The organism is Kitasatospora sp. NPDC059327 (assembly GCF_042752535.1).
Lineage (GTDB): Bacteria > Actinomycetota > Actinomycetes > Streptomycetales > Streptomycetaceae > Kitasatospora.
The window spans coordinates 182,418-206,654 of sequence record NZ_JBHYYB010000003.1 but is presented as its reverse complement, the minus strand read 5'-3'; the positions used below and the strand labels follow the sequence as shown (position 1 = coordinate 206,654).

Sequence of the window (24,237 nt, the reverse complement as noted above, 5' to 3'; positions counted from 1 at the left end):
CCGGCGAATTCCGGTGAGGATGGTCCGAGTGTCCGAGGCGCAGGACGGCTACGACGAGGCCGCGGGTGGCTCCCGCCGGCCCGCCGAGGCCGCACGCGGGGGTACGGGAGCGGGTACGGGTCGTGGCGGTCGCGGCGGTGAGAGGCGGGGCGAGGGACGCATGGGGGTGACGTACAAGTACTTCGGCGCACCCGACCGCGCCACCGCCGCCAGAGTTCCCACCGCGCTCGGCCCCGGCGGGCTCGGCCTGGACGCGGGCGAGCTCGGCTCGCTGGGGCGGCTCGGCGACCTGATGGAGACGAGCGGCTCGCCCAACGGCCACCTCTCCACCAAGATCAAGCCGGAGACCATGAGCGCCATGGTCCTCACCGGCATCCAGGGCGTGCCGCTGCACCAGGTCCCGCCGCTGGAGCTGGTCGTGCTGCACCCCGACTACGCCGTGGTGCAGCTCCCGCAGAACGTCGTCGAACCGCTGCGCAAGGCCGACGAGACCGAACTCGGCGCCGCCGCGTTCATCTGGTCCACCGTGCCCGACCGCCGCGGCCCCCGGGACGCCTTCGTGATCTACAGCATGCTGCACGAGTGGCAGGACTTCGCCAACCGCCTGCACGACGCCGGGCACCAGCTGTACTGCCTGGTCTGGCCCTGACCTGCGGGTCCGCCCACTTCTGAGCGCTCGTCAACGGGCTACGGAGCGGGCGCCCGAAAGGTGCCGTCAGGCCGCCAGGGCACATCCAGGGCACACGGGCCCGGAAGTGCCCCGGCGGCGCTCCTGCTCAGCCGCGCCGAGCAGGAAGTCGTCGGTGGCCGAGCGGGCGCGGCCCTCGCTGCTCGGCATGAGGTGGGTGTAGGTCCGAAGCGTGAAGCCGGGGTCCGAGTGGCCGAGGTAGACCGCGAGGGCCTTGATGCTGGTGCCGCCTTCGAGCTGGGCCGAGGCGTACGTGTGGCGGAGGGCGTGCATGCCGTCGTCGGGTGCCGCCTCGAAATACTGCGAGCCGCTCGTGCGGGGCGGGATGACACCGGCGTGCACCAGGGCGCGCTTCCAGAGGCCCTGGTTGAAGACGCTCCGGTTGTGGGGCTTCCCCTTGGCGTCCACGAAGAGCAGCTTGAGGGTCTTCGCCCTTGCCGTCGGGCTTGTGCCACGGCAACGTCGCGGGTGTCGGCCTGAACGCCGCGAGGTGGGCCCGAAGAGCTCGGCCAGGCCGAAGCCGAAGACCTCGCGCCCCTCGTCGCGCAGTGGCTGGACCGCGGTAGCACCCCCGCCGACCTCGCCCAGGCCCTGCTGCCAGGCCCGCCCGCCCCGGCGCTCGGCCGTGGCGGTGCTCCGCTACCGCCTGGAGCGCAAGATGCCGCCCGTCCAGCCCGTCGTGCGGCCCGCAGCGGCCCGGTACGCCGAGCGCGCCAACTGCCACGCCCAGTGCCCAAGCCGGGCATCTGCCGGGCGTGCGCGGGCCTCGATGCGCGAACGGTCAAAGTCGGCGGGGGCGTGGCGGCGACCCGCAGTGGAGCGGCGCGTGCCAGGCAGGCCCTTCGTTCGGCCCGGCCGCCCGGGTCGAGCCTCGGCGGTCTGGCCCCTACCGGGTGAGCGAACCACCGTCCCCTACCTACGGCCAGGTGCCAACCAGCGCCAGCTCGGGTTGGAGCACGATACCGGTCGCGATCTCGACCTGGGCCGAGAGCTCGGTGAGGGCCTGGGTAAAGCCCATTGCGGTGGCCCCGTCGTGGGCGGTGAGGGTGAGGGTGCGGCGGTCCGAGCAGCGAATACCGGCGGCGATCTTGTGGCCGGGGCGGTAGCCGATGTGCTCCAGGAACCAGCCGGCGCTCGCCCGCAGTTGTCCGTCACTGTCGGTGTGGACCGGGCAGCCCGCGGCCGACCAGCAGGCGGCCCGGGCTGCGGTGACGAGCGGGTTGAGGAAGACCGATCCGGCCTGGCGGGCGTCGGGGGCGTGGGGGTCGAGGAGGAGCCCTCGGCGGGAGCGGTTGGCGAGGACGGCGGCGGTCACCTCGGCGACGGGCGGGCGGACGCCCAGGTGGAGGCCGAGTTCGTCGGCGAGGGGCCGGTAGGTGATCGGGGCTGCCGGTGAGCGGGTGAGGTGGAACGTCGCGGTAAGGATGGTCCAGCGGCCGGGGTGGTTCTTGAAGCGGCTGTGGCGGTGGTGCAGGTGGCAGGCCTGGCCGGGAAGGGTCCGCAGCCGGCCCATGTCCCAGTCCCAGACGGTGAGGTGGTCGAGGCTGTCGGAGACCTGCTGGCCGTAGGCACCGGCGTTCTGGACGGGGGCAGCGCCGACAGTGCCGGGTATGCCCGCCAGGCACTCGATCCCGGCGAGGTGTTCGGCTGCGGCCCACTGGACGAGGTCGGCGAGCGGGTGGCCGGCCTGGACGGTCGCGGCCACCGTGTCGTCGTCCACCCGCTTCACGGTGATGCCTCGGGTGTTCATCACGGCGACGGTGCCCTCGTGGCCCGTGTCGGAGGCGATGACGTTACTGCCGTGGCCGAGGGTGAGGGGTGCGTCCTCTTGCCGGTCGCCGATCGTACGGACCAGTTCGAACCAGTCGTCGGGGGAGGCGACCTGCAGGACGTTGTTGGCCGGGCCACCGAGCCGCAGGGTGGTGAGGGACGCGAGCGTGATGCGGGGCACGGGTGGCCCTCCTAGGGTTCGTCGGTGATCGCCTTGAGGGCGAGGGTCCGCAGCGGGGCGAGGCGGGTGCGATTGTCCTGGTGGTGGTAGACGGCGTTGGTGCAGATGGCCAGGTAGCGGCCGGTGGCCGGGGCGAGGTAGAGGCTGGTTCCGGTGAAGCCGTGGTGGTAGGCGATCCGCCCCTCGTCGGCGAGGATCCAGGCCAGGCCACGGTCGAGGCCGGGCTCGATCTCGGCCTGCGGCTGCATGCTGTGGGCGAGCCAGCGGCCCAGGGGCCCATCGGTGGCGTGCGAGGTCAGCAAGTGGGTGGCGAAGGTGGCGAGGTCGGCCGGGGTGGTGAACACCCCGGCGTGGCCGGCGACTCCGCCGAGCAGGGCGGCGTTGTCGTCGTGCGGCATCCCCCACAGCCGGGGCCCGCCGGTCAACCGCTGCTCGGTCGGAGCGACCTGAGCGGAGCGGGGCACCGGTCCGTAGGTCGTGCTTGTCATGCCGAGGTGCTGCCAGAGCTCGGCCGTCAGCTCGTCCAGGCGCTGGCAGCGGTAGTGGGCCAGGGCCAGGCCGAGGAGGATGAAGCCGCGGTTGATGTAGCGGTGACCGGCTCCGGGCTCTGCGATCAGGTCCTCGCCGCAGATCAGTTCGGCCAGTGGCTCGGCGCGGTTGCGGTACTGGTCGAGGCGGGTGTCGGCCCGCAGACCGGAGGTGTGGGCCAGGACCTGGCGAACCGTCACCCGGCTGCCGGGCGCTTCGGTCGGCATGCCGGTCAGCAGTTCGCGGATCGGGGTGTCCAGGGTGAAGCCGTCCATGAGGGAGTTACCGACCAGCGGCCAGGTGGCCAGAACCTTGGTCAGCGAGGCCACGTCGTACACCGTGTCCGGCCCCGGCCGGGCGTCGCCGCACTCGGGGGCGACGACGCCGGAGGCCAGGTAGCCGGGCTCGGTGTCGAAGGTGCCGTGGGCGATGACCCCGCCGGGCACGGTGCCGTCTGCGGTCATCAGGTCCAGGCACTCGCGCAGGTCGGCGAGCGCGTTCGGCTTCCACGGCACGGTGTTGGTCACGGCTACTCCTGGTTGATCGTCAGGCGGGCACCGAGCGCGGCCAACTTCGGTAGCAGGCTGCCGTATCCGCGCCGCAGGTGATACATCCCTCGGATCGTAGAGGTGCCCTCGGCGGCCAGGGCGGCGATCACGAGAGCGGTCACCGCCCGGATGTCCTCCCCGGCCACGCCGGCGCCGGTGAGAGCGGACCGGCCCCGGACGGTGATCACCGAGCCGGTCGCGTTGACGGCCGCGCCGAACGCGGCCAAGGCGGGCAGGTGGGTGTCGCGCTGGGTGTAGATCCGCTCGTCGATGCGGGAAGTGCCCTCGGCCTGGGTGAGGAAGGCGGTCAGCTGCGGCTGCACGTCGGTCGGGAACCCCGGGTGCGGGCCGGTGGCCATCTGCACCGGCCGAGGCCCGGCCGGGGTGCTGACGGCCGTGCCGCCGTCCAGCGGGTCGAGCTGGATTCCGGCGTCGGCGAACACCGACACCAGCCCGTCCGGGAACGCGGCCGGCGGGAAGCCGTCCAGGTGGACGGTGCCGCCGGTGATGGCGGCGGCCAGCGCGAGGGTGGCGGCCTCCAGCCGGTCCGGCGGCACGGTGAACACCCCGCCCCGGATGCGGTCGGTGCCGGTGACGTTCAGGGCCTTCCTGCCGCGCCACTCGATGCCGACGCCGGCCTGCGAGAGCAGGGCGGCGGTGTGGGTGACCTCGGGCTCCACACTGGGGTTGAGGATCGCGGAGGTGCCCGGGGTACGGGCGGCCAGCAGCATCGCGGTGACCGTCGCACCCAGGCTCGGTCCCCACGAGCGGGTCTCGGCGTCGGTGATGAACGGCAGCCGCTTGCCGGTGAAGCGGGCCCGCACTCGGCCCCGGTTCACCTCGACCTCGGCCCCGGCGGCTTCCATCGCGGCCAGGTGCCGGTCGATGTAGCGGGCGCAGAAGGCGTCCCCGCCGGGGGTGGGGAAGGTGACCTTGCCGGCGCGGGCCAGCAGGGCACCGCCCATCACAGCGGTGGTGCGGATGCGCCGCCCGAGGTCGTCCGGAATGACGGGGAAGTAGGAGTCGGCCGGTCGGGTGGCGAACTCGTCTCCGGTCACGGTGGCGCGGGTGCCGGTGCGGTGGAGGATGTCGGCGACGACCAGGGTGTCCAGGATCTCGGGCGCACCGGCCAGGGTGAGCGGGGCGTCGGCGAGGATCGCGGCGGCGTACAGGTGCAGGGCGATGTTCTTGCTGCCCTGGACGGTGGTGGTGCCGGCCAGCCGACGGCCTCCGGTGATCCGTACGGCCCGCTGGTCGGTCGTCGTAGTGGTGTCGGTGGTGGGCATGGTCACCTTCCCTGGCTTCCGGCCGGGAAGAAGCCCCCGACCTGGGTCTTCGGGTAGAGCAAGGTGTGCGCGCCGATCAGGGTGGCGGGCTGGAGCACGGTGCCGGCAGGAACGATCACGCCGTCGCCGATCACCGCGCCGAACTTCGTCTGGCCGGTGGCGATTCTCCGGCCGTCGAGGTGGGCGCAGACCTCTTCGGTGGCCGGTTCGGTAACCGGCCCGGAGGTGACCCGCAGGCCGGTGGTGGACACGAACGCGCCGATGTTGACGCCGAGGCCGAGCACGGAGTCCCCGACGAAACTGGTGTGCTTCATGAAGACGCCACCGGTCAGCAAGGAGCGGGTGACCTCGGCGCCGAAGCCGATGCGGCAGCCGGGGCCGATGACGGTGTTGTCGCGGACCCGGGCGCCGGCCTCGATCACCGCGCCAGGGCATACCAGCACCGGACCGGTGACGTACGCGCCCTCGGCGATGACGGCCCCGGCCGCCGCGATCACCAGGCCGCGGACGGTGGCTCCGGGCTCGATGACGCCAGCGGGCTCGGGCAGTGTGATGTCCAAGTGGCCGGCCAGCAGGTCGGCGACGGCCTTCTTGATCCCGAACACGGTCGGACAGCGGCTCAGCAGACCCAGCACCACGGGGTCTATGACGTGCTCGGTGTCGATGTAGTACTCAGGAGTGGTCCGGCGGTCGATGCGTTCCAACTCGGCGTCGACCGTGGGCGCTCCGGGGAATCGGCGCATGGCGGGTTCTCCTCTCGTGGGAGCGAGCGGAAGAAGGGGGAGGGTCGTCATGACCTACGAGACGGGCAGATCCGGCGAGGTCGCCGGAGCCTGAGGACGCGCTTCGACCTGGCGGTGGAAGGAGAAGCCGAGAAGAGCGAGCACCGGCAGGTGCAGAGCGGCCCAGGAGGCGGTCAGGAAGGCACCGGCCCGATCCCGGTTTCGGACGGCGGCATGCCGGGGATCGGCGGCAGGGGGCAGGGAGGTGCTGAACGTTGGCTTGGGAGGCCTTCGGCAGCGAGGAAGGGGATTGACGTTCCCAGTGAACCGTCGGGGCGAAGGCTGGATCCGTAGCCGGGTTACGAGCCGTAGTCCGGCTACGGGTCAGACGATCCGGACGCCTGCTCGGGCAGCGAAGTCCCGGACGCCGGGCAACTTTCGGTCGTACCGCAGCAGGCTGCCAGCCAGGCCGCGGACAGCGCCGCGGTGGATCTCCTGCGGGGCGGCCCCCTCGGCCGCCAGCAGAGCCTTGAAGCACCGTTCGGGCTTTCCCCACTGGTCGAACGCACGGGCCACGTCGATGAAGAAGCGGGCCTGACGCTCGGCGGTCGGCAACGTGCCGGCATCGATCGTGCGGGCAAGCTCGATCGCCCGCCCGGCGTCGCCGAGCTCGTAGTGCACCGAGAGCTCGTGGAGGGTGACACCCTGGACGCCGTCCGCCAGACCGGTGGCCCGGCTGGCGGCGGCGGCGCTCTCGGCAGCCTCCCGGATCAGGGAGTGGGCGTACGAGCGGTCACCGGTCTTCGCCGCGGTGTAGGCCGCGGTGGCGTAGAGATCACCGCGGACGGCCAGGCGGGCAGCCTCGGACACGGAGGTGTCGGCGAGAAGGTCCTCAGCCGCGACCACCACGATGTCGGTCGCCCTGGCAAGACTTCCCTGGCGTCGCCAGGAGCTGGACACCATCCGTTGGGCTTCGGCGACCACCAGGGAGTCCCCGCCCAGGCGGGCGGCGGTCAGCGCGCGGTCGGCCGTGACCGCCACGAGGTTGTTGTCGCCGACCTTGATGCACAGCCGGACGGCGATGTTGTAGAGCTGGGCGACATTGCGGGCGCGTTCCTCGGCTGTACCGACCGACTGGGCAGCCGCGATACGGCCAGGCAAGGCACTGGCGAGGGCGTCGTACCTGGCCGCCTTGAACTCCAAGCGCGATCTCACTAGCGAGGTGGAAACGGATTCCTGGGTCGGTTCACGTCGAGGCGCCGGAACCCGGTCCGTACCGTAGAGCAGGAGGTCTTCCAAAGCGGCCAACGGCACGGCCGACTCGGCGTGTGCGGCCTGTTGACCGGCGACCGGGGTGAAGAGGGCGGCAGCCGCCAGGGCCACGAACGGGCGGCGTCGCACATCGTCCTCCTCGTCAGCGGAAGTGCTCGCCAGCGTAGCCGAGGCGAACTTCCGCGGGCGTGACCTCACCCGTTTGGAGGCCGGTTGGGGCAAGGCGATCAACTCGGCGAGGTCGACGCCCAACACCTCGGCGATGCGCTGGAGAAGGGTCAGGTCCTTGACCTGCTGCAGGTCCCGCTCGACCAGGGACATCCAGTCCTCACTGCGACCGACCTCGGTGGCCAGTCGTAGCTGCGTCCACCCCAATGTCGACCGCCGGAGCGAGACGAACACTCCGAACGACTTGCTGTTGCCCCCCACCGCAGACCCCCGCGGATCGTACCCAATCAGCTACAAGCAGCTACCGTACCGGCAATTGGGGACTGCAAAGTAGCGCTTTCGGTTCGCAGTCTGGGTCTGCGGGCCGTTGAGCTCGTCACTTCAGTCCCAGGTGCGGTGGGTCGTCCACGTTCCCGCTCGCACTGCTTCGAGGCGGTCTTACCTCCCGGCGCAGCTCATGCCATGCGCGCACGACTTCGGTCACCTTTTCCAGGAGCACTCGCACCCTCCCGAGTAGGACGCCCGCAAGCGAGACGCCCCAGATCAGGATGGCGCTCCACTCGGCGAAAGCTCCAACCACGACAGACCTCGGAGGGCGGTGGGACGATCCCCCTGAAACCATCCTCCGAGCGGACACTGAGGAAGTCTGTACCCCCAAACGGCCATTTCGGTCGAAGCTGTGTGCGATGACATGCTGTGTTGCCGCCGTTTCCAAGCATCGCCTGCAAGCACACGAGGGCCCTGTCGGTGGTAGGAGCCCGCTGGAGTCCTCTACCCTGATCAACGTGGCAGTGGGGGAAGACGCCCACCTCAAAGGATTCTCAGGCGCCCGCCGGGCAAAGATGTGGCTTGAGGGCACGATGAGAATCTCGGGCGCGTATGCGAACACCGACTCGCCGTCGTGCGCCCGACGGCTGACTCTGGCATGGCCTCATGGCGGGCAAACGTTCTCCTTCGACCTGGGAGGCGCCATGCGGGGCGCCCCTTACCACGGGGACATGTTCTGTGCCGAGGTGAAGAACTATCAGCAGCCCAGTGACCAGGGAACTCAGTTCGACGAGTTCGTAGCGAAGTGTTACGTCGCGTGCCAGAACGGCCACCTCCTGAGTGATCACCTCATGTGGATCACCTGGGCTCCCTTCCGCGCCAACAGCTGGTCGCAGTTGGACTCGCCGAAGCATGTCGAGACGGCAGTTCTACTCCACCACGAACGCGTATTCGGAACAGCTGACCGGGCTGCCGCTGAGGCAGTGATCGACCCCGAGATCGTTGCGATGGTCGCATCGCGGCTGTGGCTGATCGTGCTGTCAGAGAAGCAGGAGACGCTGGTCCCCCTCAAGGACTGGGAAGCCATCGTGGCTGCCGAACTGATCCGTAAGGGAGAGCAGTGGTGAATCAGGCATCGCAGGCGATCATGGCCGCGCTCGACGACACGGACCCGAGGCAGCCCTTCGGCCGGGTCAAAGAGATCATCGGGCACCAACTGCGTCGGATGGACCCCCGAGCCGAGGTCATCGCGACAGGCTTCTTCAACCACACCTTTGCCCCGGACATGGTGATCCGCTGGCCTCAGGCGACCCGCACCCCCGACCGGCACGTCTACCTCCGTACAACGGCCAACCCGGCGGAGCTCCAGGACGACATCGCCCGGCTGCAGACCAAGGACCGACCGATGATCGTGTCCCTGGGGCAACTCGAAGCATCCCGTGCGGCGGCAGACCTCCAGCCGTCAGCCACCGAGCACCAAACTCTGCTCCTCGACACTCCGGCCTTCGGCGAGTTGGTTCCCACCCAGGACACCCCCAGCGTCCCTCGGCTCATCTCCAGCTCGGTGATCGAAGGCGGGCATGGCGCCCTGGACGGCCCCGCGATCACCCGGTTCAGGAGCGCTGTCGTCACCGGCGTGGAAGCTGCCCGTGAAGGAGATGTCGCACCGACGCGTGTGGCAGTGGAAGCGGTATCCGCCCGGATGGTGCCCCTGGTCGCGGACCGGATGACGGCTTTCATGGCTGCCCTCTGGCAGGGCGGAGGCTCCACCCTGGCCAGTTTCCCGGGCACGCTGCGACGCTCCGGCCGCCTGGACGAATCCACCCTCGCCTACCTTCTCGGTGCTGAGGAGATTCCTGACAGCGGCTTCTGGGGTCGCCTGCTTCCCTTGATCAGCCTGCCGCTCCTGCTGCGCACGCCGGTCCGCGACCCGGAGAACCTTCAGCACCTCATGCGGCCGGCGGCTCAGCAGTGGCAGAGTCACGTTTGCGCGCTTGCTCCGGGGACCACGTCCAACGCACCGATCGGCCCCTGGCGCTGGGCAGTGGATCAAGGCAACCTCGTTCTGCAAATGTCGCGCTTTCGGGCGTACGTCGCCCAGACGCAGAAGGATCTCGACACGACCGAAAGGCATGACGAGCCCACTCTGGACGAGGTACGCGCTCGGGCCGACCGGTTCTCCATCCCACTTACGTCGATCCGAATGCTCGTCACCGATCGACGCATCGGCTACGACAGCCCCGGAGACAACGTCGTCCACGACTCCCAGCTCGCCGGTATCAGCGAGGCGCTGGGCCAGGCTGAGGCGGTCATCGAGGCGGATGCGCCAACACCCTCCGGTGCGGTCCTGCACTGCAGCTTCACCTACCGCTTGGCCAGTGCACGAGGTGCCCGCAGCCACGTTCCCCTCGATGAACTCATTGGTACAACGGCGCGCCTGCTCTCCGACCTCACCGAACACGAAGCTGACCAGCTTGCACGCCTGCTCGGCCCTCAGGGGCAACCCATAGCCGCGCCCTGGAACCAGCCGCCCCTGTTCGAGTCGTGATGGCGAGTCGTACACGCGCTCCAGGAGACCGTGTGCAGCGGCCTCGGCAAGGACACCGGCGTCGAGACGTGAACCCTCGCCCCGCGAGCGCACCGCCGCCGTCATCAAGCGCCCGACCCGCCGACGACGGGGTCGGCAGGCCACTACTGCAGCAGCCCTACGTCGTCCTCGACGACCGCAGCGGTGGCCTGCCCGCCGCTGGCTGACCTGCCGATCAGCAGGCCCGGCCTCCCCGCAAGGCGCTGAGAACCGGTGGAAACGAGGGCACATCCAGGGCACATGGGGGTGAGAAACGCCGCTGACCAGCGTCAACTACTGAAGGTAGTTTTCGCTGGTCAGCGGCGTTTTGGCGACAAACCCCAGGTCGCTGGCCTGTGGGGGCCAGTAGCTGCACGAGTGGCAGGACTTCGCCAACCGCCTGCACGACGCCGGGCACCAGCTGTACTGCCTGGTCTGGCCGTGACCACGACCGCGCGCGTCCGCCCGAGGGCGGACGCGCGCGGTCGGTGGACGGGTCAGCCGGCGGCGGCCTTCTCCGGCGCGGGGACGGCCGCGGGCTCCTCCGGTGCGCGCTCGCCGCGGCGGACGGCGCCCAGGCTCGCCGCGACCACGCAGACCACGCCCGCGAGTTGGAGCAGGCCCATGCTCTGGTGCAGCAGGACGAAGCCGATCAGCGTGGCGAAGCCCGGTTCGAAGCTCAGCAGCGTCCCGAACGCGGCCGTGGTGAGCTTGCGCAGCGCGAGCATCTCCAGGACGTACGGCAGGACCGGCAGCAGCACCGCCGCCCCGGCCGCGCCGAGCAGGATGCCCGGGGTGAGCACCGGCACGGCGTGCACCAGCCCGAACGGCGCGGCGACCAGGGCCGCCACCGACAGCGAGATCGCCACCCCGTCGACGCCGGAGAACCGGTCGCCGACCCGCTGGGTGAAGACCACGTAGCCGCCGAGCGCCGCGCCGGAGGCGGCGCCGAAGGCCAGTCCGACGAGGTCGACCGAGCCGTTCCACGGCTGGGTGAGCGCGAGCACGCCGCAGACCGCGAGCAGCGGCCAGATCACGTCGATCCGGCGGCGCAGGCCGGCGACCGCGACGGCGAGCGGCCCGAGGAACTCCAGCGCGCTGGAGACCCCGAGCGGGATCCGGTCGATCGCCTCGAAGTAGCAGATCGTCATCACCGCGCTGACCGTGCCGAGCGCGGCCGCGTACAGCAGGTCCTGCCGGCTGCGGCCGCGCAGCCGCGGCCGGGCCCAGACCAGCATGATCGCGGCCGCGAAGGCCAGCCGCAGCGAGGCGGTGCCGAGCGGCCCCGCCGTCGGGAACATCCAGGTGGACACCGCGGCGCCGGACTGGACGCAGATCATCGCGGCGACGGCGAGGGCGGCGGCGCCGTACGTCCCCGGAAGTGCCTTGCGAGCACGGCCCGTCGTGGTGGTCGCTGGGGGCATGAGGTGATGGTCCTTCCGCGGTGCTCGGGCACGGGTCTCGGGTCTCGGATCCGGCCGTGGGGGGTGGCCCACGGCCGTCCGCCACGGTCACGGTACGCAGGTCGAGGCCCTCCTGGCAGGAAGTCTCGACATGTGCGTGCCACGGCAGTTGAACAGCCGGACACCGAGCTCCCGAGCCACCGTCACACCGCAGCGGCTTCCACGGTCTCCGCCGTGACGGTGTAGCCCTTGAAGGTCTCGGTGATCGACTCCAGGACCTCCTCGGCGGTGGCGCCGCGGAACCGGAAGCGCCCGCCGACGTGCTCGTAGCCGTGCGCGACCGGCAGGACGTCGCCCACCTTGGCCAGCGACTCGGCGTACGGGCCCGGGGTGCGGCCGACCATCGAGGTGATCCGGGTGAAGCGGCACGGCCGGGGCGCGGGCGCCGGGACCACCAGGAAGCCGGCGACGTCCTGGACGGCCCAGTCGACGCCCTCCTGGAGCGGCACCCCGAGCTGGAGGTGGAAGGCCGCCTTCATCAGGTCGTACCCGTGCACCTCGCGCCAGAGGAACGGCGTCTCCGCGCCGCCGACCCGGGCACCGGTCTCCAGGAAGGAGCAGGTGGCACCGGACTCGGTCTCCTCCAGGAACAGCTCCAGGTGGAACGGGGTCGCCCGGTCGGTCAGCGCGCGCATGTACCGCTCGGTGGCCTCGCCGATGATCCGGTGCAGCTCCGGGTCGGCCTCCTCGATGGAGCCGTAGAAGGTGCCGTGCGCGAAGTCGAGGCAGGTGTTGACGTAGCGCGAGCCGCGCCAGACCAGCAGCCGCTCGCCGTCGAAGATGCCGTCGACGTGGCAGATCAGGTGCGGGTTGCGCACCTGGGCCATCAGCTTCCAGCGGCCGAACTCGATGCGCGCCAGGTCCTCCGGGCCGGAGATCACCACGACACCGGCGCTGCCGCTGCCGTCGCGCGGCTTCACCACGAGGTCCCAGCCGTGCTCGGCCGCGAAGGCGGTGATGTCCTCGGCCGCGGAGACCGCGGTGAAGGCCGGGATCGGCAGGCCGGCGGCGGCGATCCGCTCACCCATGACCACCTTGTCGCGGAACGCCAGGACCTCCTCCAGCCGCATGCCGGGCAGGCCCAGTTCGGCCCGCACGACGGCGGCGTTCTCCAGGTCCTCCTCCTTCAGCGTGATGAGGCGGTCCGGCGTGCCGTGGCGCTCGGCGAGGCCCTGGACGGCGGCGCGCAGCTGCGCGAGGTCCTGGATGTCGTCCAGGGTGACGATCTCGGCCGCGCCCTCGGGGACGGCTCCGCGCCCGAGCGGGCTGGTGATGTACGTGACGGCACATCGGGCGTGGTCGATGTAGGCCGCGTAGTCGGCGTAGGTGTCCTTCCAACGGTTCATCACGATGACGTGTGACATTCCGTGGTCTTCCGACGTTCTCACTTCACCCATCCTGATTGTGTACGGCGGTTCGGCGCGGACGGCTCAGTACGTCAGCACCGCACCGGTGTGGACCTGGTCGATGGAGCGGTGCCCGATGACCTCGGTGGAACCGGCCGGGACGACCCGGGCCTGGGCTCCGGCGTAGCCGTCCGGCTGGTAGAAGACGCCCCACAGGGTCTGCCAGGGCCGCTCCTCGCCGGTCGCCGGGTCGACCATGTACTCGGTGCGCGGGACGACCCGCTCCTGCACCACGCAGCCCGCGGCCGCGCCCTCGGTGAGGGCGGTGCGCCAGGCGTCGTCGGCGGTCTCCCAGCCGGCGACCACACCATGGCCGCCGAACAGGTTGTTGGGCTTGAGGATCAGGGTGTCGCGGCGCGCCATCAGGTCGTCCAGCCGGCCGGGGACCAGCAGGTCCTCCGCGCGCTGCAGCGAGCGGGTCCACGGCAGCGCCCGGTCGATGACCTGCCGCTCCTCGGCCGTGAAACCGATCGCGTAGTGCGGGTCGGAGAGCAGCGCCATGCAGCCCTTCTCGCCGAACAGGTTGCTCTGCAGGGTGTGCCAGAGCAGCACCTTGCCGGCCTCGTGGGCCCGGAAGACCGGCTCGGCCAGCTCGACGAACGCCGGGTCCTCCAGCAGCTGGTCGGTGTCGAAGGCGCGCCACACCACGTCGATGACGCGGCCGTCCAGCACCAGCCGGCCGTCCTTGACCTCCAGGTCGTCCAGCTCGCCGAGGTGGAGGTCCAGACCGAGGCCGCGCAGCACGCGGTGCACGTTGTACCAGGTGGCCGCCCCGAAGGTGTCGAGGCCGCCCGGGCCCTCGATGATCGCGACGACCGGCTCGCGGTCGCCCGCGATCACCTTGGCGGCCTCCTTGACGGTGCGCACCGTCTCGCGGCCGGTGTGCACGTAGCCCAGGCCGTGCTCCGCGGCGAACGTGGCGAAGGCGTCGATCTCCAGCAGGCCGCGCGGCACCTCGCCGGCCCAGTCCCAGCCGCCGAGGTCGCTGCCGATGCCGAACTCCAGCAGCTTGAAGGCGTCGCCGTCGTGGTAGACGTCGGCACGGCCGAAGACCACCGGGGTCTGGTGCGCGTGGCGGCGCATCAGCTCGGCGCGGGCGCCGTGGACGCCGACGGCGTCGAGGAAGCGGTCCAGGTCGCCGTCGAAGAGCCGGTCGGGCAGCGTGGTGAGCATCCCCAGCAGGGCCGTCAGGTCGTCGGCGAACGCGCGGATCTCGCGCTCCTCGACGAAGTTGGGGCGCGGCGGGTAGGGGCGCTTCCAGGTCGGGATCGCCGGGTCGGCCGCCAGCGTCCGCATGACGTCGACCAGGCCGTTGCCCGGGATCTTGCAGGCGGCGTTGTACGCCTCGGTCACACGGTTGGTCATCGTCGGTTCTCCGTCATCACGTTCTCCGTACTCGGTTCCGTACTCGCGTCCCGCACGGCCGCCCCGGGCGCCGGCACCTCCCGGTACCGGCGCCCGTCCCGGCGGCCACCCCCGTACCGGCCCCCGTGCCGGTCACGGTCCGCTCAGAGGTCCAGCACCAGGTCGGTGACCGGCCGGGTGATGCAGAGCAGCACCTCGTCGTCCTCGGGGTCGACGCCCGGATCGGTGTTGTAGCTGACGGTGCCGCGCTTGATCCGGACCGCGCAGGTGCCGCAGACCCCGGCCCAGCAGAGCGACTCGGGCTTCAGCCCGCCGCGCTGCGCGAACATCAGCAGCGCGGTGGAGGACGGCTCCCAGCGCAGCGTCCTGCCGGAGCGCTGGAACTCGATCTGGAGATCGGCGATCCGGCCCAGGGTCTCCAGCGCGTCGTAGCCGCCGGCGGTGTCCCGGCCCAGGACGGTCGGCGACAGCTCGGTGAAGCCGAGGGCGGTGAACCACTCCCGGGCCTCGCCCGGCTCCACCCGGACCCGCGTCACCGGCTCGCCGCTGAGCATCAGCAGCACGGCGGCCACCAGCAGCCGGCCGAGGCCGATGCCCCGCTTGTCCGGTGCCACCGCCAGGTCGTACAGCTCGGCTCCGTCGTCGGTGCGGTGGACGCCGACGCAGGCGATCACCGTGCCGAGCTCCTCGATCAGGCAGAACTCCTCGATCCGCTCTGCGTGGAACGACTCCGGCCGGTCCGGCAGGGCGGGGCCCGCCGTCCGGGCCAGCGCGCGGACCGCCGCCTCGTGGCCGGCGCCGGCCCGGCGGATCTTCACCTCGTCGATGTCCGGCCCGCCCCGGGCGATCAGGATCCCGACCGGGCTGGTGAGAGCAGAGGTCATCGGGCAACCGGCCCCTCGTGCTCGACCACCAGCCGGTAGCGGTCCATCACCGCGAGCGCCGCGCGCCGCACGGCGGCGTGGTCGGTGCCGCGCAGCCGGAACCGACCGCCGATGTGCTCGTACCCGCCGGTGCCGTCGAAGACGGTGCCGACCTCGGGGACGACCTCCGCGTACACCTCGTCGACGCTGTCCAGCAGCGAGCTGCGGGACACCACCGTGCTGGGGTACGGCCGCGGTTCGGGGATGCTGACCCAGCCGCCGGCGACCCCGCCGGGCAGCGCCTCGGCCGGCACCGCCGGCGGCAGGCCGATGGTCGCCCGGAACGCCTCGGCGAACAGGTCGATGCCGAACAGGTCGCGGTGCACGAAGGGCACCTCCGCGCCGCCGGGGCGCAGGCCGACCTCCAGGAAGACCAGCTCCCCGTCGGCCGTGTCGAACAGCTCCAGGTGGAAGGGCCCGTCGACGAGGTCCAGGGCGTCCAGGCAGCCGCCGGTGAACTCGGCGACCCGGTCCAGCCGGGGGCCGGGGTCGAGCAGGACCGACCCGAGCGGGGTGCCGGTCAGGAAGTCCAGGCAGGTGTTGATGTACTCCGACGCGCTGACGAAGTGGAACTTGCCGCCCCGGCGGATGCCGTCCACGTGCAGGATCGCGCCCTCGACGTACTCCTCGCACTCGTAGCCGTCGAGCTCGGCGCCCTGTTCGACCAGCAGCGCGGCCAGCTCGGCCTCGTCGCGGACGAGCACCACACCGCGCGCCGACCAGCCGGCCCGCGGCTTGAGGATCAGCGGCAGCCCGACCTCGGCCGCGATCCCGGCGGCGGTGCTGGCCGCGTCCAGCCGGCAGAACCGCGGCACCCGCAGCCCGGCACCGCCGACGAGGTCCTTCATCCGGGCCTTGTCACGGAAGGCGGTCACGAACTCCGGCCGCCAGCCGGGGATTCCGAGCTCCACCCGCAGCTGCGCGGTGGAGAGCACGTCGTACTCCGAGGGGCCCACGACGGCGTCGAAGCCGCCGTGCAGCTCGGCGAGCCGCCGGGCGATCGGGAGCAGGGTCCCGATCTCCAGGTCGTCGACCACCACGAGGTCGAGGGCGTTCTCCTCGTCCAGGATCGGCAGGCCGCAGGGCAGCGTGATGTACGCGAGCCGGCAGCTGCCCGGCTCGACGAACCGGTGGTACTCGCCGAACTCGTCGTCGAACCGGTTGATGACCAGGTACTGCGGGATCTCTCGACTAGACAAAGCGCACCTCGTCCCGGACGGCGTGCCAGCGCGTCGCGGCGTCCTCGTACGACTCGGCCTTGTAGACCACATGGCCGAGGAAGCAGCGGAAGTCCTCGGCCGGCGGGATCGGCTCCCCCGGCCCGACGTAGAGCCGCACCTCCAGGGTGTCCGGGTGGGCGCGCAGCTCGTCCAGACCCTCGATGGCGCGGTACCGCGACAGCCCGTAGGCGGTGAAGCAGGCGATGCCCACGTACTTGGCGGTCGGCGCCGAGGCGGCACCCACCTCCTGGGCGCTCAGGCCGGTGTAGCCGGCGAGCATGATCCGCACCTGGGAGAGCCCGGTGACGGCCTCCACCAGCTTCGGGATGCGGTGGCCGGCCAGCCGGGCACCGAGCTCGATCAGGACCGGCTCCCCCGCCGGCAGCCGCAGCTCGCAGTGGAACGGCCCGCGGGTGACGCCGAGCGCCTCGCAGACGCCGGCGACGTAGGCGTCGATGGCCGCCTTGGCCTCCGGGGCCGCCGGGTGCGGCATGATCTGGCCGAGCTCCACGAAGTAGGGCTCCGGGCCGAGCATCTTGGTGGTGACCGCCAGGACGACGGCGCGGCCGTTCTCGACGTAGCCCTCGACGCTGACCTCGGGACCGTCCAGGTACTCCTCCAGCAGCACCGGTCCGTCGAGGAGCCGGCCGAGGTCGGAGCGGTGGTCGGCCCGCAGGCTGCGGAAGGCGGCGAGCAGTTGTTCCGGCGAGTCGACGCGGCTGACGTGGATGCTGCCGGCGGACTCGGTGGGCTTGAGGACCGCCGGGAAGCCGACGTGGTCGGCGGCGGCGAGCAGCTCCCGCTCGTCCGCGGCCTCGGCGTGCCGCGGGACCCGCAGCCCCGCCGCCTCGACGAGCCGGCGCATGGTGGCCTTGTTGCGCAGCCCGCGCGCGGTGTCGGCGCGCAGACCGGGCAGGCCCAGCGCCGGGGCGATCCGCGCCACGGTGTCCACGTAGAACTCGAACCCCGGCACGATGCCGGCCAGCGGGCGCTCGGCGTGGAGTGCGGCGGCGACCTCGGCCAGCGCCTGCTCGTCGTTGGTGTCCACCACGACCAGCCGGTCGACGTGGTCGCGGGCCGCGTCCGGGAGGCGACGGTCGTCGACGTCCGCCGACGCCACGACGGTCTCGAAACCGAGCGCGTGCGCCTCCGCGAGCAGGGCGACCCCTGACGAGCTCGGCTCGACGATCAGGACGCGCCCGCGCGGGGCGGGCAGTTGTTCAGACATCAGTGTTCAACCCTCACGGACGGGTGCGCGACATGATCACGGGCGGCCGGCACGGGCGCGGCGCGAGGCCGCGCCCGTGCCGTTCTCACTCAGACCCCGGCGGGCTGCTTGCTGCCCACGGTCAGCTCGTAGAGCTCGGCGAAGTAGTCGCCGATGAGCTCCACGAAGGTCGTGAGGTCCTGGTACGCCTGCTTCGGGGTGCCGAACACCTCGACCGCGCGGGCGACCGTACGGAACATCAGCTCGTCGTGGTCGTGCGACTCGTCGAACTCGATGTGGGTCGCGGTGCCCGCGACGAACTCGCGGCCGAAGTCCTCGGCGGCCTTGTTCGTGATGGTGGGGTTGTAGCGGTCGGAGTACCACTCGACCAGCCAGTCCCAGACCGTCGTGGGCGCCGGGCCGCGCGAGTCGGCCTCAAGGCGCAGGTAGCCCATCAGCTTCTTCGTCGACGGGAAGACATCGGTGGCGTCGATGTCCTCCTGGGTCAGGCCGAACTTGAAGAGGTCACGGGTGAACATGCTCTCGTGGCCGAACTCCTCCGCCAGGTACTTGGCGAGGTGGGCGGCGAGGGTGTCGTCCTTCGAACCGACCTTGAAGAGGGCGTAGGTGTCGACCTCGTTGTTCAGACGGATGCGAAGCACGGTCTCGGTGATGTGACGGATGTAGAAGTCCCGGTCCGTCCACTCGCCGGCGTGCAGCTCGCGCATCTTGGGAACGCGCTGGAACTGCTTCTCGATCAGCTCGGCCGCGAGGTTTTCCAGCTTCTCGCGGTCCAGGGTTTCCGCTGCCACTTGTTTCCTCCTAGTACCAATGCGCTGCCATGCCGGGGAGGCGCCACATACTGCTCCGAATGTGCGGCTCAATGGCGCATTCCCCGTCGATAAGGACGCTAGCAACCGGCACCCTGCTCGGACAGTGCCAATTCGCCATGCTTGGCACCATGGCCCCGGCCGGCCCGGCCGCGAAAAGGCCCGTGGCCGGCCCGGTCGAGCGGGCCGGGCACGGGCCGGGGGAATTACCGAGGTATCGGGGAAACAGCCTGCGGGAGAAATCGGGCGGCGCCGCCGGAGAAACGGTCCGTGAAATAGCGCGGGCGCCCGCGCGGGTACCGGAGATCATCCGGCGGGGTGGGCCGGGAGAACGCCGAGGTCACACGGTGGCGGGGGCCGCCACCGGCTCGTCCTCCGGCGCCGTCGGGAGCTCCCGCATGGCGCGCAGCGGAGAGAGCACCACCGGCAGGACGGCGAAGAGCTCGCCGACCACGCCCACCCACATCGCCGCCCGGACGCCGTACTTCTCGGCCAGCACCCCGGCCAGCAGGGCGCCGACGGGCACCACGCCCCAGACCATGAAGCGGATCGTGGCGTTCATCCGGGCCATCAGGTGCTTGGGGGTCACCCGCTGCCGGAAGCTGACCTGGGTGACGTTGTAGATGATGAACGGGATCCAGCCCAGGCCGTGCAGCACGATGCCGAGGGCGAGCCGCCAGTCCGCCTGGTAGAGCGGGAGCGCGAGGAACCAGCAGGCGGTGCTGGCGACCATGCAGATCCAGATCGCCGGACCCTGGCCCAGCCGGGCGACGACCCGCTCCGCCAGCACCGCGCCGGCGATGCCGCCCAGCGCCGCGGCGCTGAAGACCAGGCCGACCAGCAGGGCCGACAGGTGCAGGGTGTCCGCCAGCAGGACCACCAGCAGCGAGATGCCGATGGTGCCCCACAGGTTGGAGATCGTCGCGGTGGCGGCGATCGGCCGCAGGATCGGGTGGCCGAGCACGAAGCGCAGGCCCTCGCCCATCTCCTTGCGCAGGTTGCTGTCCGGACGGGGTTCCGGCCGCCGCTCGGGCCGCCGGATGCGGGTCAGGAAGAACGCGGAGCCCAGGAAACCGACCGAGTTGACCGCGATGGCCAGCGGTGCGCTGAGGACGTTGATGATCGCGCCGGCCAGACCGGGGCCCCCGACCTCGGCCACCTTGCGGGTCGCCTCCAGTTTGGCGTTCCCCTCGACGAGCTGGTCGTCGGCCACCAGCGAGGGCAGCACGCTCTGATAGGCCACGTCGAAGAACAGGGTGAGCACCGAGCCGCCGAAGGTGACGGCGTAGAGCTGGGTCAGGGTGAGCGCGTCGAAGGCGTAGGCGACCGGAATGGAGCCGAGCAGAATCGCCCGGCCCACATCGCCCACGATCATCACCCGGCGGTGCCGCATTCGGTCGACCCAGGCGCCGGCCGGCAGGCCGAGCAGCAGGAATGCGAGGTACTGGAACATCGTGAGCAGCGTGACCTGGAAAGGCGTGGCGTCCAGCTCTTTGATCGCCAGATACGGCAGGGCGAGCAGTGTCACCGCCGAGCCGACCTGGCTGATGGACTGACCGGCCCAGAGTTGCCGGAAATCGTGATGGGAAATCAGGCTCTTTTTGGGCGCCGGGCTCGATTGGGACACCAGAGGAGCATGCTGGGCGGCCGGTCGGTCTGTCAACGCGATAGCGCCCGGAACTACGCCTGCTGCAACAGGGCCGTCCCCAGGTCACTGACCGTGTAATTCACCTCGCGCCGGTACCGGTGGCTGGTGACCAGTCCGGCGTCGCGCAGCACCGCGAGGTGCTGGGACACCGCGCCCAGGCTGAGCCCGGTGCGGGCGGCCAGCTGGGTGGTGGTGGTCGGCGAGCTGGTGCAGGCCAGCAACTGGGCCCGGCTGCGGCCGAGCAGCCGGGCCAGGCCGTCCCCCGCGCTCTCCCGGCGCTCCCAGAGCACCCCGAGCGCCCGGGACGGGTAGACCGCGCCGGGCGGGGTCGACCGACGGGCGGTCAGCAGGTGGCACCGCCCGGCGAAGGCGCTGGGGGTGAGGGTGATGCCGGTGCCCCCCAGGTCGAGCCCGGCCGCCGGGAGGTCCGGCGAGACCAGCCGGTCCCCGGCCCACCGCAGGCTCGGGTGGAGGCCGCCCAGCACCTGCTGGATGCCGTCCTCGGCGAGCCGGCGGGTGCGGTGGGCGATGTCCGCCTCCAGCACCGCGCGGATCCGCGGCCAGTGCGGCCTGACCGCCGCCAGCCACCAGGCGTGCACGGCGTCGGCCAGCTCGGGCAGGGCCCGCTCCGGATCCTCGGCGAGCCGGCGCCCGAACGGTGAGCGGGGCCGCGTGGGACAGCCGGCGCCCAGACCGGCCCGGACCTCGTCGGCCGGGGTGGCCAGCAGGATCGCGAGCTCCTCCTCGATCTCGGCGAGCGGGCAGCGCGGTGACGGCGTGAGAAAGGCCGGCCCGTCGTCGCGCAGCGGCAGCAGGGCCGCGAGCGCCGCCGTCCGGGTCACCAGCGCGCGATCTTCCCGCAGCGCCAACGCCCTTCTGATCCAGGGGAGATGGACGACGTACCGGCCCGGGTCGGCGACCACCCGGAGGCTGGCGACGGTCTCCCAGAGCGGGGAGATCGCGAACCTGATGTTGACGATGTCGTGTACGCCGAACCGCAGTTCACCCATGGCCTCGTCCTCCGACCGCCCCGCGAGGTTTTCGCCCAGACTAAAACAATGGCCGTTCCGGCTCCAGGGTGGTGGTGTTGGCCGCCATGACAGCGCCTCGCACCAGTCTCTTCCGCCATACCGACTTCCGTCGGTTCTGGGCGGCCGACTCGGTGAGCCAGGCGGGAACGGCGGTGACCCTCATCGCCCTCCCGCTGGTCGCGATCGGCACGCTCAAGGCCACGCCCTTCCAGGCGGGCCTCCTGGTGACCTTCGAGTACCTGGCGTTCCTGCTCATCGGCCTGCCGGCCGGTGCCTGGGTGGACCGGGTGCGCCGGCGTCGGGTGATGGTCCTGGGCGACCTGGGCCGGGCCGCGCTGCTCGCCTCCGTCCCGATCGCCGCCTGGCTGGACGGCCTGACGCTCCTCCAGCTGTACGGGGTCGCCTTCGGGATGTCCGTCTGCACCGCGTTCTTCGACGCGGCGCACGGCAGCTACCTGCCCCACCTGGTCGAGGACGCGCAGTTGGTGGAGGCCAACGTCAAGATCGAGGCCAGCCGCAGCACCATCCAGGTCGGCGGGCCGGGCGCGGGCGGGGTGCTGGTCGGGGCGCTGACCGCGCCGGTGGCCCTCGTGGTCGACGCGGTGAGCTTCGTCCTGTCGGCGCTCTTCGTGACCCGGATCAAGCGGCCCGAGGAGCGGCCCGAGATCCGTCCGGACGCGAGTCTGCGGGCCGAGATCGGCGAGGGGCTGCGGTTCGTCTTCGGCGACCGGCTGCTGCGCTCGATCACCCTCACCGCGGCGATCTCCAACATGTGCGGCACGATCGGCGCCTCGATGCTGCTGGTGCTGCTCGCCGGCGAGCTCGGTCTGTCGCCGTTCCTGTGCGGGCTGGTGTTCACCGCGGAGGCGGTCGGCGGCCTGATCGGGAGCCTGGTCACGGTGCGGATCGTGACCAGGTTCGGCCAGGGGCCGGCGATGTGCGCGGCGATGATCACCAGCGCCGCGCTCTGGCTGCTGGCGCTGCCGATGTACCAGGCGGACTGGCGGTTCGCGGTCGCGCTGCTGCTCCAGGCGCTGGGCTGGGTGGTCTTCATGACCTTCAAGATCACCGGGGTGGCGTTCCGCCAGCAGCTCTGCCCGAAGCCGCTGCTGGGCCGGATGACGGCGACGGTGCGCTTCCTGGTCTGGGGCGCGATGCCGCTGGGCGCGCTGATCGGCGGCGTGCTGGGGCAGACCCTCGGTGTCCGGCAGGCGATGTGGGTGGGCGTCGTGGGTGAGCTCTTCGCCGTCCTGCCGGTCCTGCTGTCGCCGCTGCGGCGGATGCGCGAACTGCCGGGCGCGCCCGCGTCGCCGGGCGGGGCGCCGCTGGCGCTGGCGCCGTGACGACGGCCCGCCCGGCATCAGGCGGCCGCCTGGGTCCGCCGGCTCCCCCGACCGGTGAGCCGGACCTCCCGCCAGGCCTCCGCGAGGCGCTCGCAGCCCGCGACCAGGGTCGGCTCGTCGGCGACGAACGGGATCCGGATATGGCTCTCCAGCGTGCCGTCCACGCCGAAGCGACCCCCGGAGAGGATCTCCACCCCGCGCCGGCCGGCCGCCTGCGCCAGCGGCGAGCCGAGCCGGGCCCCGAGGTCCACCCAGAGCGAGAGACCGCCCCGCGGCAGGGCGAACCGCCACTCGGGGAAGTCCCGTTCCAGCAGCTGCGCCAGGACCCGGCGGCGCTCCAGCAGCAGCTCCCGCCGCTCCCGCAGCAGACTGTCCCCGGACTCCAGCACGCGCAGCCCGATGAGCTGGGTGAGCAGCGAGTTGCCGGTGTCGACCAGGTTGCGCAGCCCGATCAGCCGGGCGATCACCGGCTTGGACGCCCGGATCCAGCCCACCCGCAGGCCGGCCCAGCAGGTCTTGCTCATGGTGCCGATGGTGATGACGTGGTCGGGCGTCGAGTAGGAGGCCATCGGCGGGGGCGGCTCCCCGCCGTCCAGCGCGAGCTCGCGCAGCGCCTCGTCGACCACCAGGTAGGTGCCCGAAGCGCGCGAGGCGTCGACGATCGCGGACCGCGCGGAGTCCGGCATGACCAGGCCGGTCGGGTTGTGGAAGTCCGGCATCAGATAGGCGAGCCTGGGCGCCTCCTGGCGCAGCGCGGACGTCCAGACGTCGGTGTGCCAGCCGTCGGCGCCCAGGCCCACGGTGAGCAGCCGGCGGCCCAGCGCCCTGGTCAGGTCGATCACGTTGGGGTACGTCGGACTGTCGGTGATCACCGCCTCGCCCGGCCGGGACAGCAGCCGGATGATCAGGCCGAGCGCGTGGTCGGCCCCGGCGGTCACCAGGATCTGGCCGGGACCGGTCGGAGCGCCCCGCCGGGTGAAGTCCTCGGCGATCTCCCGGCGGAGCTCGGCCACCCCGGCCACGTCGTAGCCGTGCAGGTGCGAGTACCGGGCGAGGTCCCCGGCGGCCAGCCTGGTCGCGGTGCCGAGGACCGCCTCGGGGGCGGGCAGCGAGGCCACCGCCAGGTCGATCGACCCGGCGCCGCGGGCCGCCAGGGAGTACGGGGCCCGGGTCCGTCGTCCGGGCTCCGGCAGCCGGACGAACGAGCCCGCCCCGCGGTCGCTGGCCAGGAACCCCCGCTCGCGCAGGATCCGGTAGGCCGCGGTGACGGTGTTGCGGCTGAGTCCGCACTGGGCGGCGAAGGTCCGCTCGGCCGGGAGCCGGGCCCCGGCCGGCAGCCGGCCGTCGGCGATCAGCACCTGGAACGCCTCCGCCAGGTCCGCGTAGGCCGGCCCGGCCGCCCGCCAGTCGCCGAGCATGCGGACGACCTGGGAGGCCGTCAGCGCGTAGCTCAACGCGCCGACGGACCGGCGGAGGCGAGATCCGCTTCGGTCCCGGTGAAAGGGGAGTTCAGCCGGACGCCCACCGAGCAGGGCACCGGCCCGGTTCGCGCGGTGGTGGCGTCGGTCAGCATCGCGCCCAGCTGCTGGGCGTTCTCCTCGGTGAGGATGAACTCGATGCGGTCGCACCGCTCGGAGTTCCGGCCGTGCCGGCCGACCAGGACGTGGAGGGAGACGTTGCCCTCCGCGTCGAGCGTGGCGGTGACCGTCCCGTCGACCACGCCGGGGATCACCTCGCTGAACTGGCCCGACTCAATCTGAGGTGTCGTCATCATTGGCTTCCTCTCATCGGTGTGGCGGCACGCG

At 71.6% G+C, this 24,237-nt stretch carries 21 protein-coding genes; 4 read left to right on the top strand and 17 right to left on the bottom strand.

Going from position 1 to position 24,237, the window contains the following annotated elements:
• Positions 1-160 precede the first annotated feature (160 nt).
• Positions 161-649 carry a hypothetical protein gene (locus ACFXHB_RS03395; protein WP_218198242.1) on the top strand — a complete coding sequence of 163 codons (489 nt, stop codon included), beginning with the start codon at positions 161-163 and terminating at the stop codon, positions 647-649.
• 66 nt (positions 650-715) lie between these two features.
• On the opposite strand, the gene ACFXHB_RS03390 is transcribed toward ACFXHB_RS03395, so the two are convergent.
• From ACFXHB_RS03390 to ACFXHB_RS03365, 6 genes are all read right to left on the bottom strand, one after another.
• A complete protein-coding gene (locus ACFXHB_RS03390; protein ID WP_380571653.1) occupies positions 716-1,096 on the bottom strand; it encodes a tyrosine-type recombinase/integrase in 381 nt (126 codons plus the stop codon).
• A 508-nt stretch (positions 1,097-1,604) separates the two neighbouring features.
• Positions 1,605-2,639, bottom strand: a complete 1,035-nt coding sequence (locus tag ACFXHB_RS03385; RefSeq protein ID WP_380571651.1) for a UDP-N-acetylmuramate dehydrogenase — start codon at positions 2,637-2,639, stop codon at positions 1,605-1,607.
• 11 nt (positions 2,640-2,650) lie between these two features.
• Positions 2,651-3,694 carry a serine hydrolase domain-containing protein gene (locus ACFXHB_RS03380; RefSeq protein WP_380571648.1) on the bottom strand — a complete coding sequence of 348 codons (1,044 nt, stop codon included), beginning with the start codon at positions 3,692-3,694 and terminating at the stop codon, positions 2,651-2,653.
• Between the two features lie 2 nt (positions 3,695-3,696).
• Complete coding sequence (locus ACFXHB_RS03375; RefSeq protein ID WP_380571645.1) at positions 3,697-5,001, bottom strand: UDP-N-acetylglucosamine 1-carboxyvinyltransferase; 1,305 nt, start codon at positions 4,999-5,001, stop codon at positions 3,697-3,699.
• 2 nt (positions 5,002-5,003) lie between these two features.
• Positions 5,004-5,744 carry a hypothetical protein gene (locus ACFXHB_RS03370; RefSeq protein ID WP_380571643.1) on the bottom strand — a complete coding sequence of 247 codons (741 nt, stop codon included), beginning with the start codon at positions 5,742-5,744 and terminating at the stop codon, positions 5,004-5,006.
• Positions 5,745-6,107: 363 nt separating this feature from the next.
• A complete protein-coding gene (locus ACFXHB_RS03365) occupies positions 6,108-7,424 on the bottom strand; it encodes a helix-turn-helix domain-containing protein (protein ID WP_380571641.1) in 1,317 nt (438 codons plus the stop codon).
• Between the two features lie 524 nt (positions 7,425-7,948).
• On the opposite strand from ACFXHB_RS03365, the gene ACFXHB_RS03360 reads away from it, so the two are divergent.
• Complete coding sequence (locus ACFXHB_RS03360) at positions 7,949-8,557, top strand: hypothetical protein (protein ID WP_380571639.1); 609 nt, start codon at positions 7,949-7,951, stop codon at positions 8,555-8,557.
• Positions 8,554-9,978, top strand: coding sequence for a hypothetical protein (locus ACFXHB_RS03355; RefSeq protein WP_380571637.1), 1,425 nt, complete (start codon positions 8,554-8,556; stop codon positions 9,976-9,978). Before ACFXHB_RS03360 ends, ACFXHB_RS03355 begins: the two co-directional genes overlap by 4 nt.
• A gap of 515 nt (positions 9,979-10,493) precedes the next feature.
• Here ACFXHB_RS03355 and ACFXHB_RS03350 read toward each other — a convergent pair.
• The 9 genes from ACFXHB_RS03350 to ACFXHB_RS03310 all read right to left on the bottom strand — a co-directional run bounded on the left by ACFXHB_RS03350 (position 10,494) and on the right by ACFXHB_RS03310 (position 21,068).
• Positions 10,494-11,420 carry a DMT family transporter gene (locus ACFXHB_RS03350; protein ID WP_380571635.1) on the bottom strand — a complete coding sequence of 309 codons (927 nt, stop codon included), beginning with the start codon at positions 11,418-11,420 and terminating at the stop codon, positions 10,494-10,496.
• Between the two features lie 182 nt (positions 11,421-11,602).
• Positions 11,603-12,823, bottom strand: a complete 1,221-nt coding sequence (locus tag ACFXHB_RS03345) for an acetyl-CoA carboxylase biotin carboxylase subunit family protein (protein WP_380571632.1) — start codon at positions 12,821-12,823, stop codon at positions 11,603-11,605.
• 66 nt (positions 12,824-12,889) lie between these two features.
• Positions 12,890-14,230 (bottom strand): hypothetical protein, encoded by a 1,341-nt coding sequence (locus ACFXHB_RS03340; protein WP_380571630.1) that lies wholly within the window; start codon positions 14,228-14,230, stop codon positions 12,890-12,892.
• 143 nt (positions 14,231-14,373) lie between these two features.
• Positions 14,374-15,114, bottom strand: coding sequence for a GNAT family N-acetyltransferase (locus ACFXHB_RS03335; protein WP_380571627.1), 741 nt, complete (start codon positions 15,112-15,114; stop codon positions 14,374-14,376).
• Positions 15,111-16,352, bottom strand: a complete 1,242-nt coding sequence (locus ACFXHB_RS03330) for an acetyl-CoA carboxylase biotin carboxylase subunit family protein (RefSeq protein WP_380571625.1) — start codon at positions 16,350-16,352, stop codon at positions 15,111-15,113. The genes ACFXHB_RS03335 and ACFXHB_RS03330 overlap by 4 nt, the downstream gene beginning before the upstream one ends.
• Complete coding sequence (locus tag ACFXHB_RS03325) at positions 16,345-17,601, bottom strand: ATP-grasp domain-containing protein (RefSeq protein WP_380571623.1); 1,257 nt, start codon at positions 17,599-17,601, stop codon at positions 16,345-16,347. Before ACFXHB_RS03325 ends, ACFXHB_RS03330 begins: the two co-directional genes overlap by 8 nt.
• Before the next feature lie 89 nt (positions 17,602-17,690).
• Positions 17,691-18,392 carry a hypothetical protein gene (locus tag ACFXHB_RS03320; RefSeq protein WP_380571620.1) on the bottom strand — a complete coding sequence of 234 codons (702 nt, stop codon included), beginning with the start codon at positions 18,390-18,392 and terminating at the stop codon, positions 17,691-17,693.
• Between the two features lie 358 nt (positions 18,393-18,750).
• Complete coding sequence (locus ACFXHB_RS03315) at positions 18,751-20,037, bottom strand: MFS transporter (RefSeq protein ID WP_380571619.1); 1,287 nt, start codon at positions 20,035-20,037, stop codon at positions 18,751-18,753.
• Between the two features lie 53 nt (positions 20,038-20,090).
• Positions 20,091-21,068: a DUF5937 family protein gene (locus tag ACFXHB_RS03310; RefSeq protein WP_380571618.1), complete on the bottom strand. Its 978-nt coding sequence runs from the start codon at positions 21,066-21,068 to the stop codon at positions 20,091-20,093.
• Positions 21,069-21,154: 86 nt separating this feature from the next.
• On the opposite strand from ACFXHB_RS03310, the gene ACFXHB_RS03305 reads away from it, so the two are divergent.
• Positions 21,155-22,432 (top strand): MFS transporter, encoded by a 1,278-nt coding sequence (locus ACFXHB_RS03305; protein ID WP_380571617.1) that lies wholly within the window; start codon positions 21,155-21,157, stop codon positions 22,430-22,432.
• Positions 22,433-22,449: 17 nt separating this feature from the next.
• Here ACFXHB_RS03305 and ACFXHB_RS03300 read toward each other — a convergent pair whose 3' ends face one another.
• Both ACFXHB_RS03300 and ACFXHB_RS03295 read right to left on the bottom strand, forming a co-directional pair.
• The gene (locus tag ACFXHB_RS03300; RefSeq protein ID WP_380571616.1) at positions 22,450-23,886 is read right to left on the bottom strand and encodes a PLP-dependent aminotransferase family protein; all 1,437 of its coding nucleotides are present in this window, start codon (positions 23,884-23,886) and stop codon (positions 22,450-22,452) included.
• Entirely contained in the window at positions 23,883-24,203 is a 321-nt protein-coding gene (locus tag ACFXHB_RS03295) for a hypothetical protein (RefSeq protein ID WP_380571615.1), read from the bottom strand. Before ACFXHB_RS03295 ends, ACFXHB_RS03300 begins: the two co-directional genes overlap by 4 nt.
• Positions 24,204-24,237 lie beyond the last annotated feature (34 nt).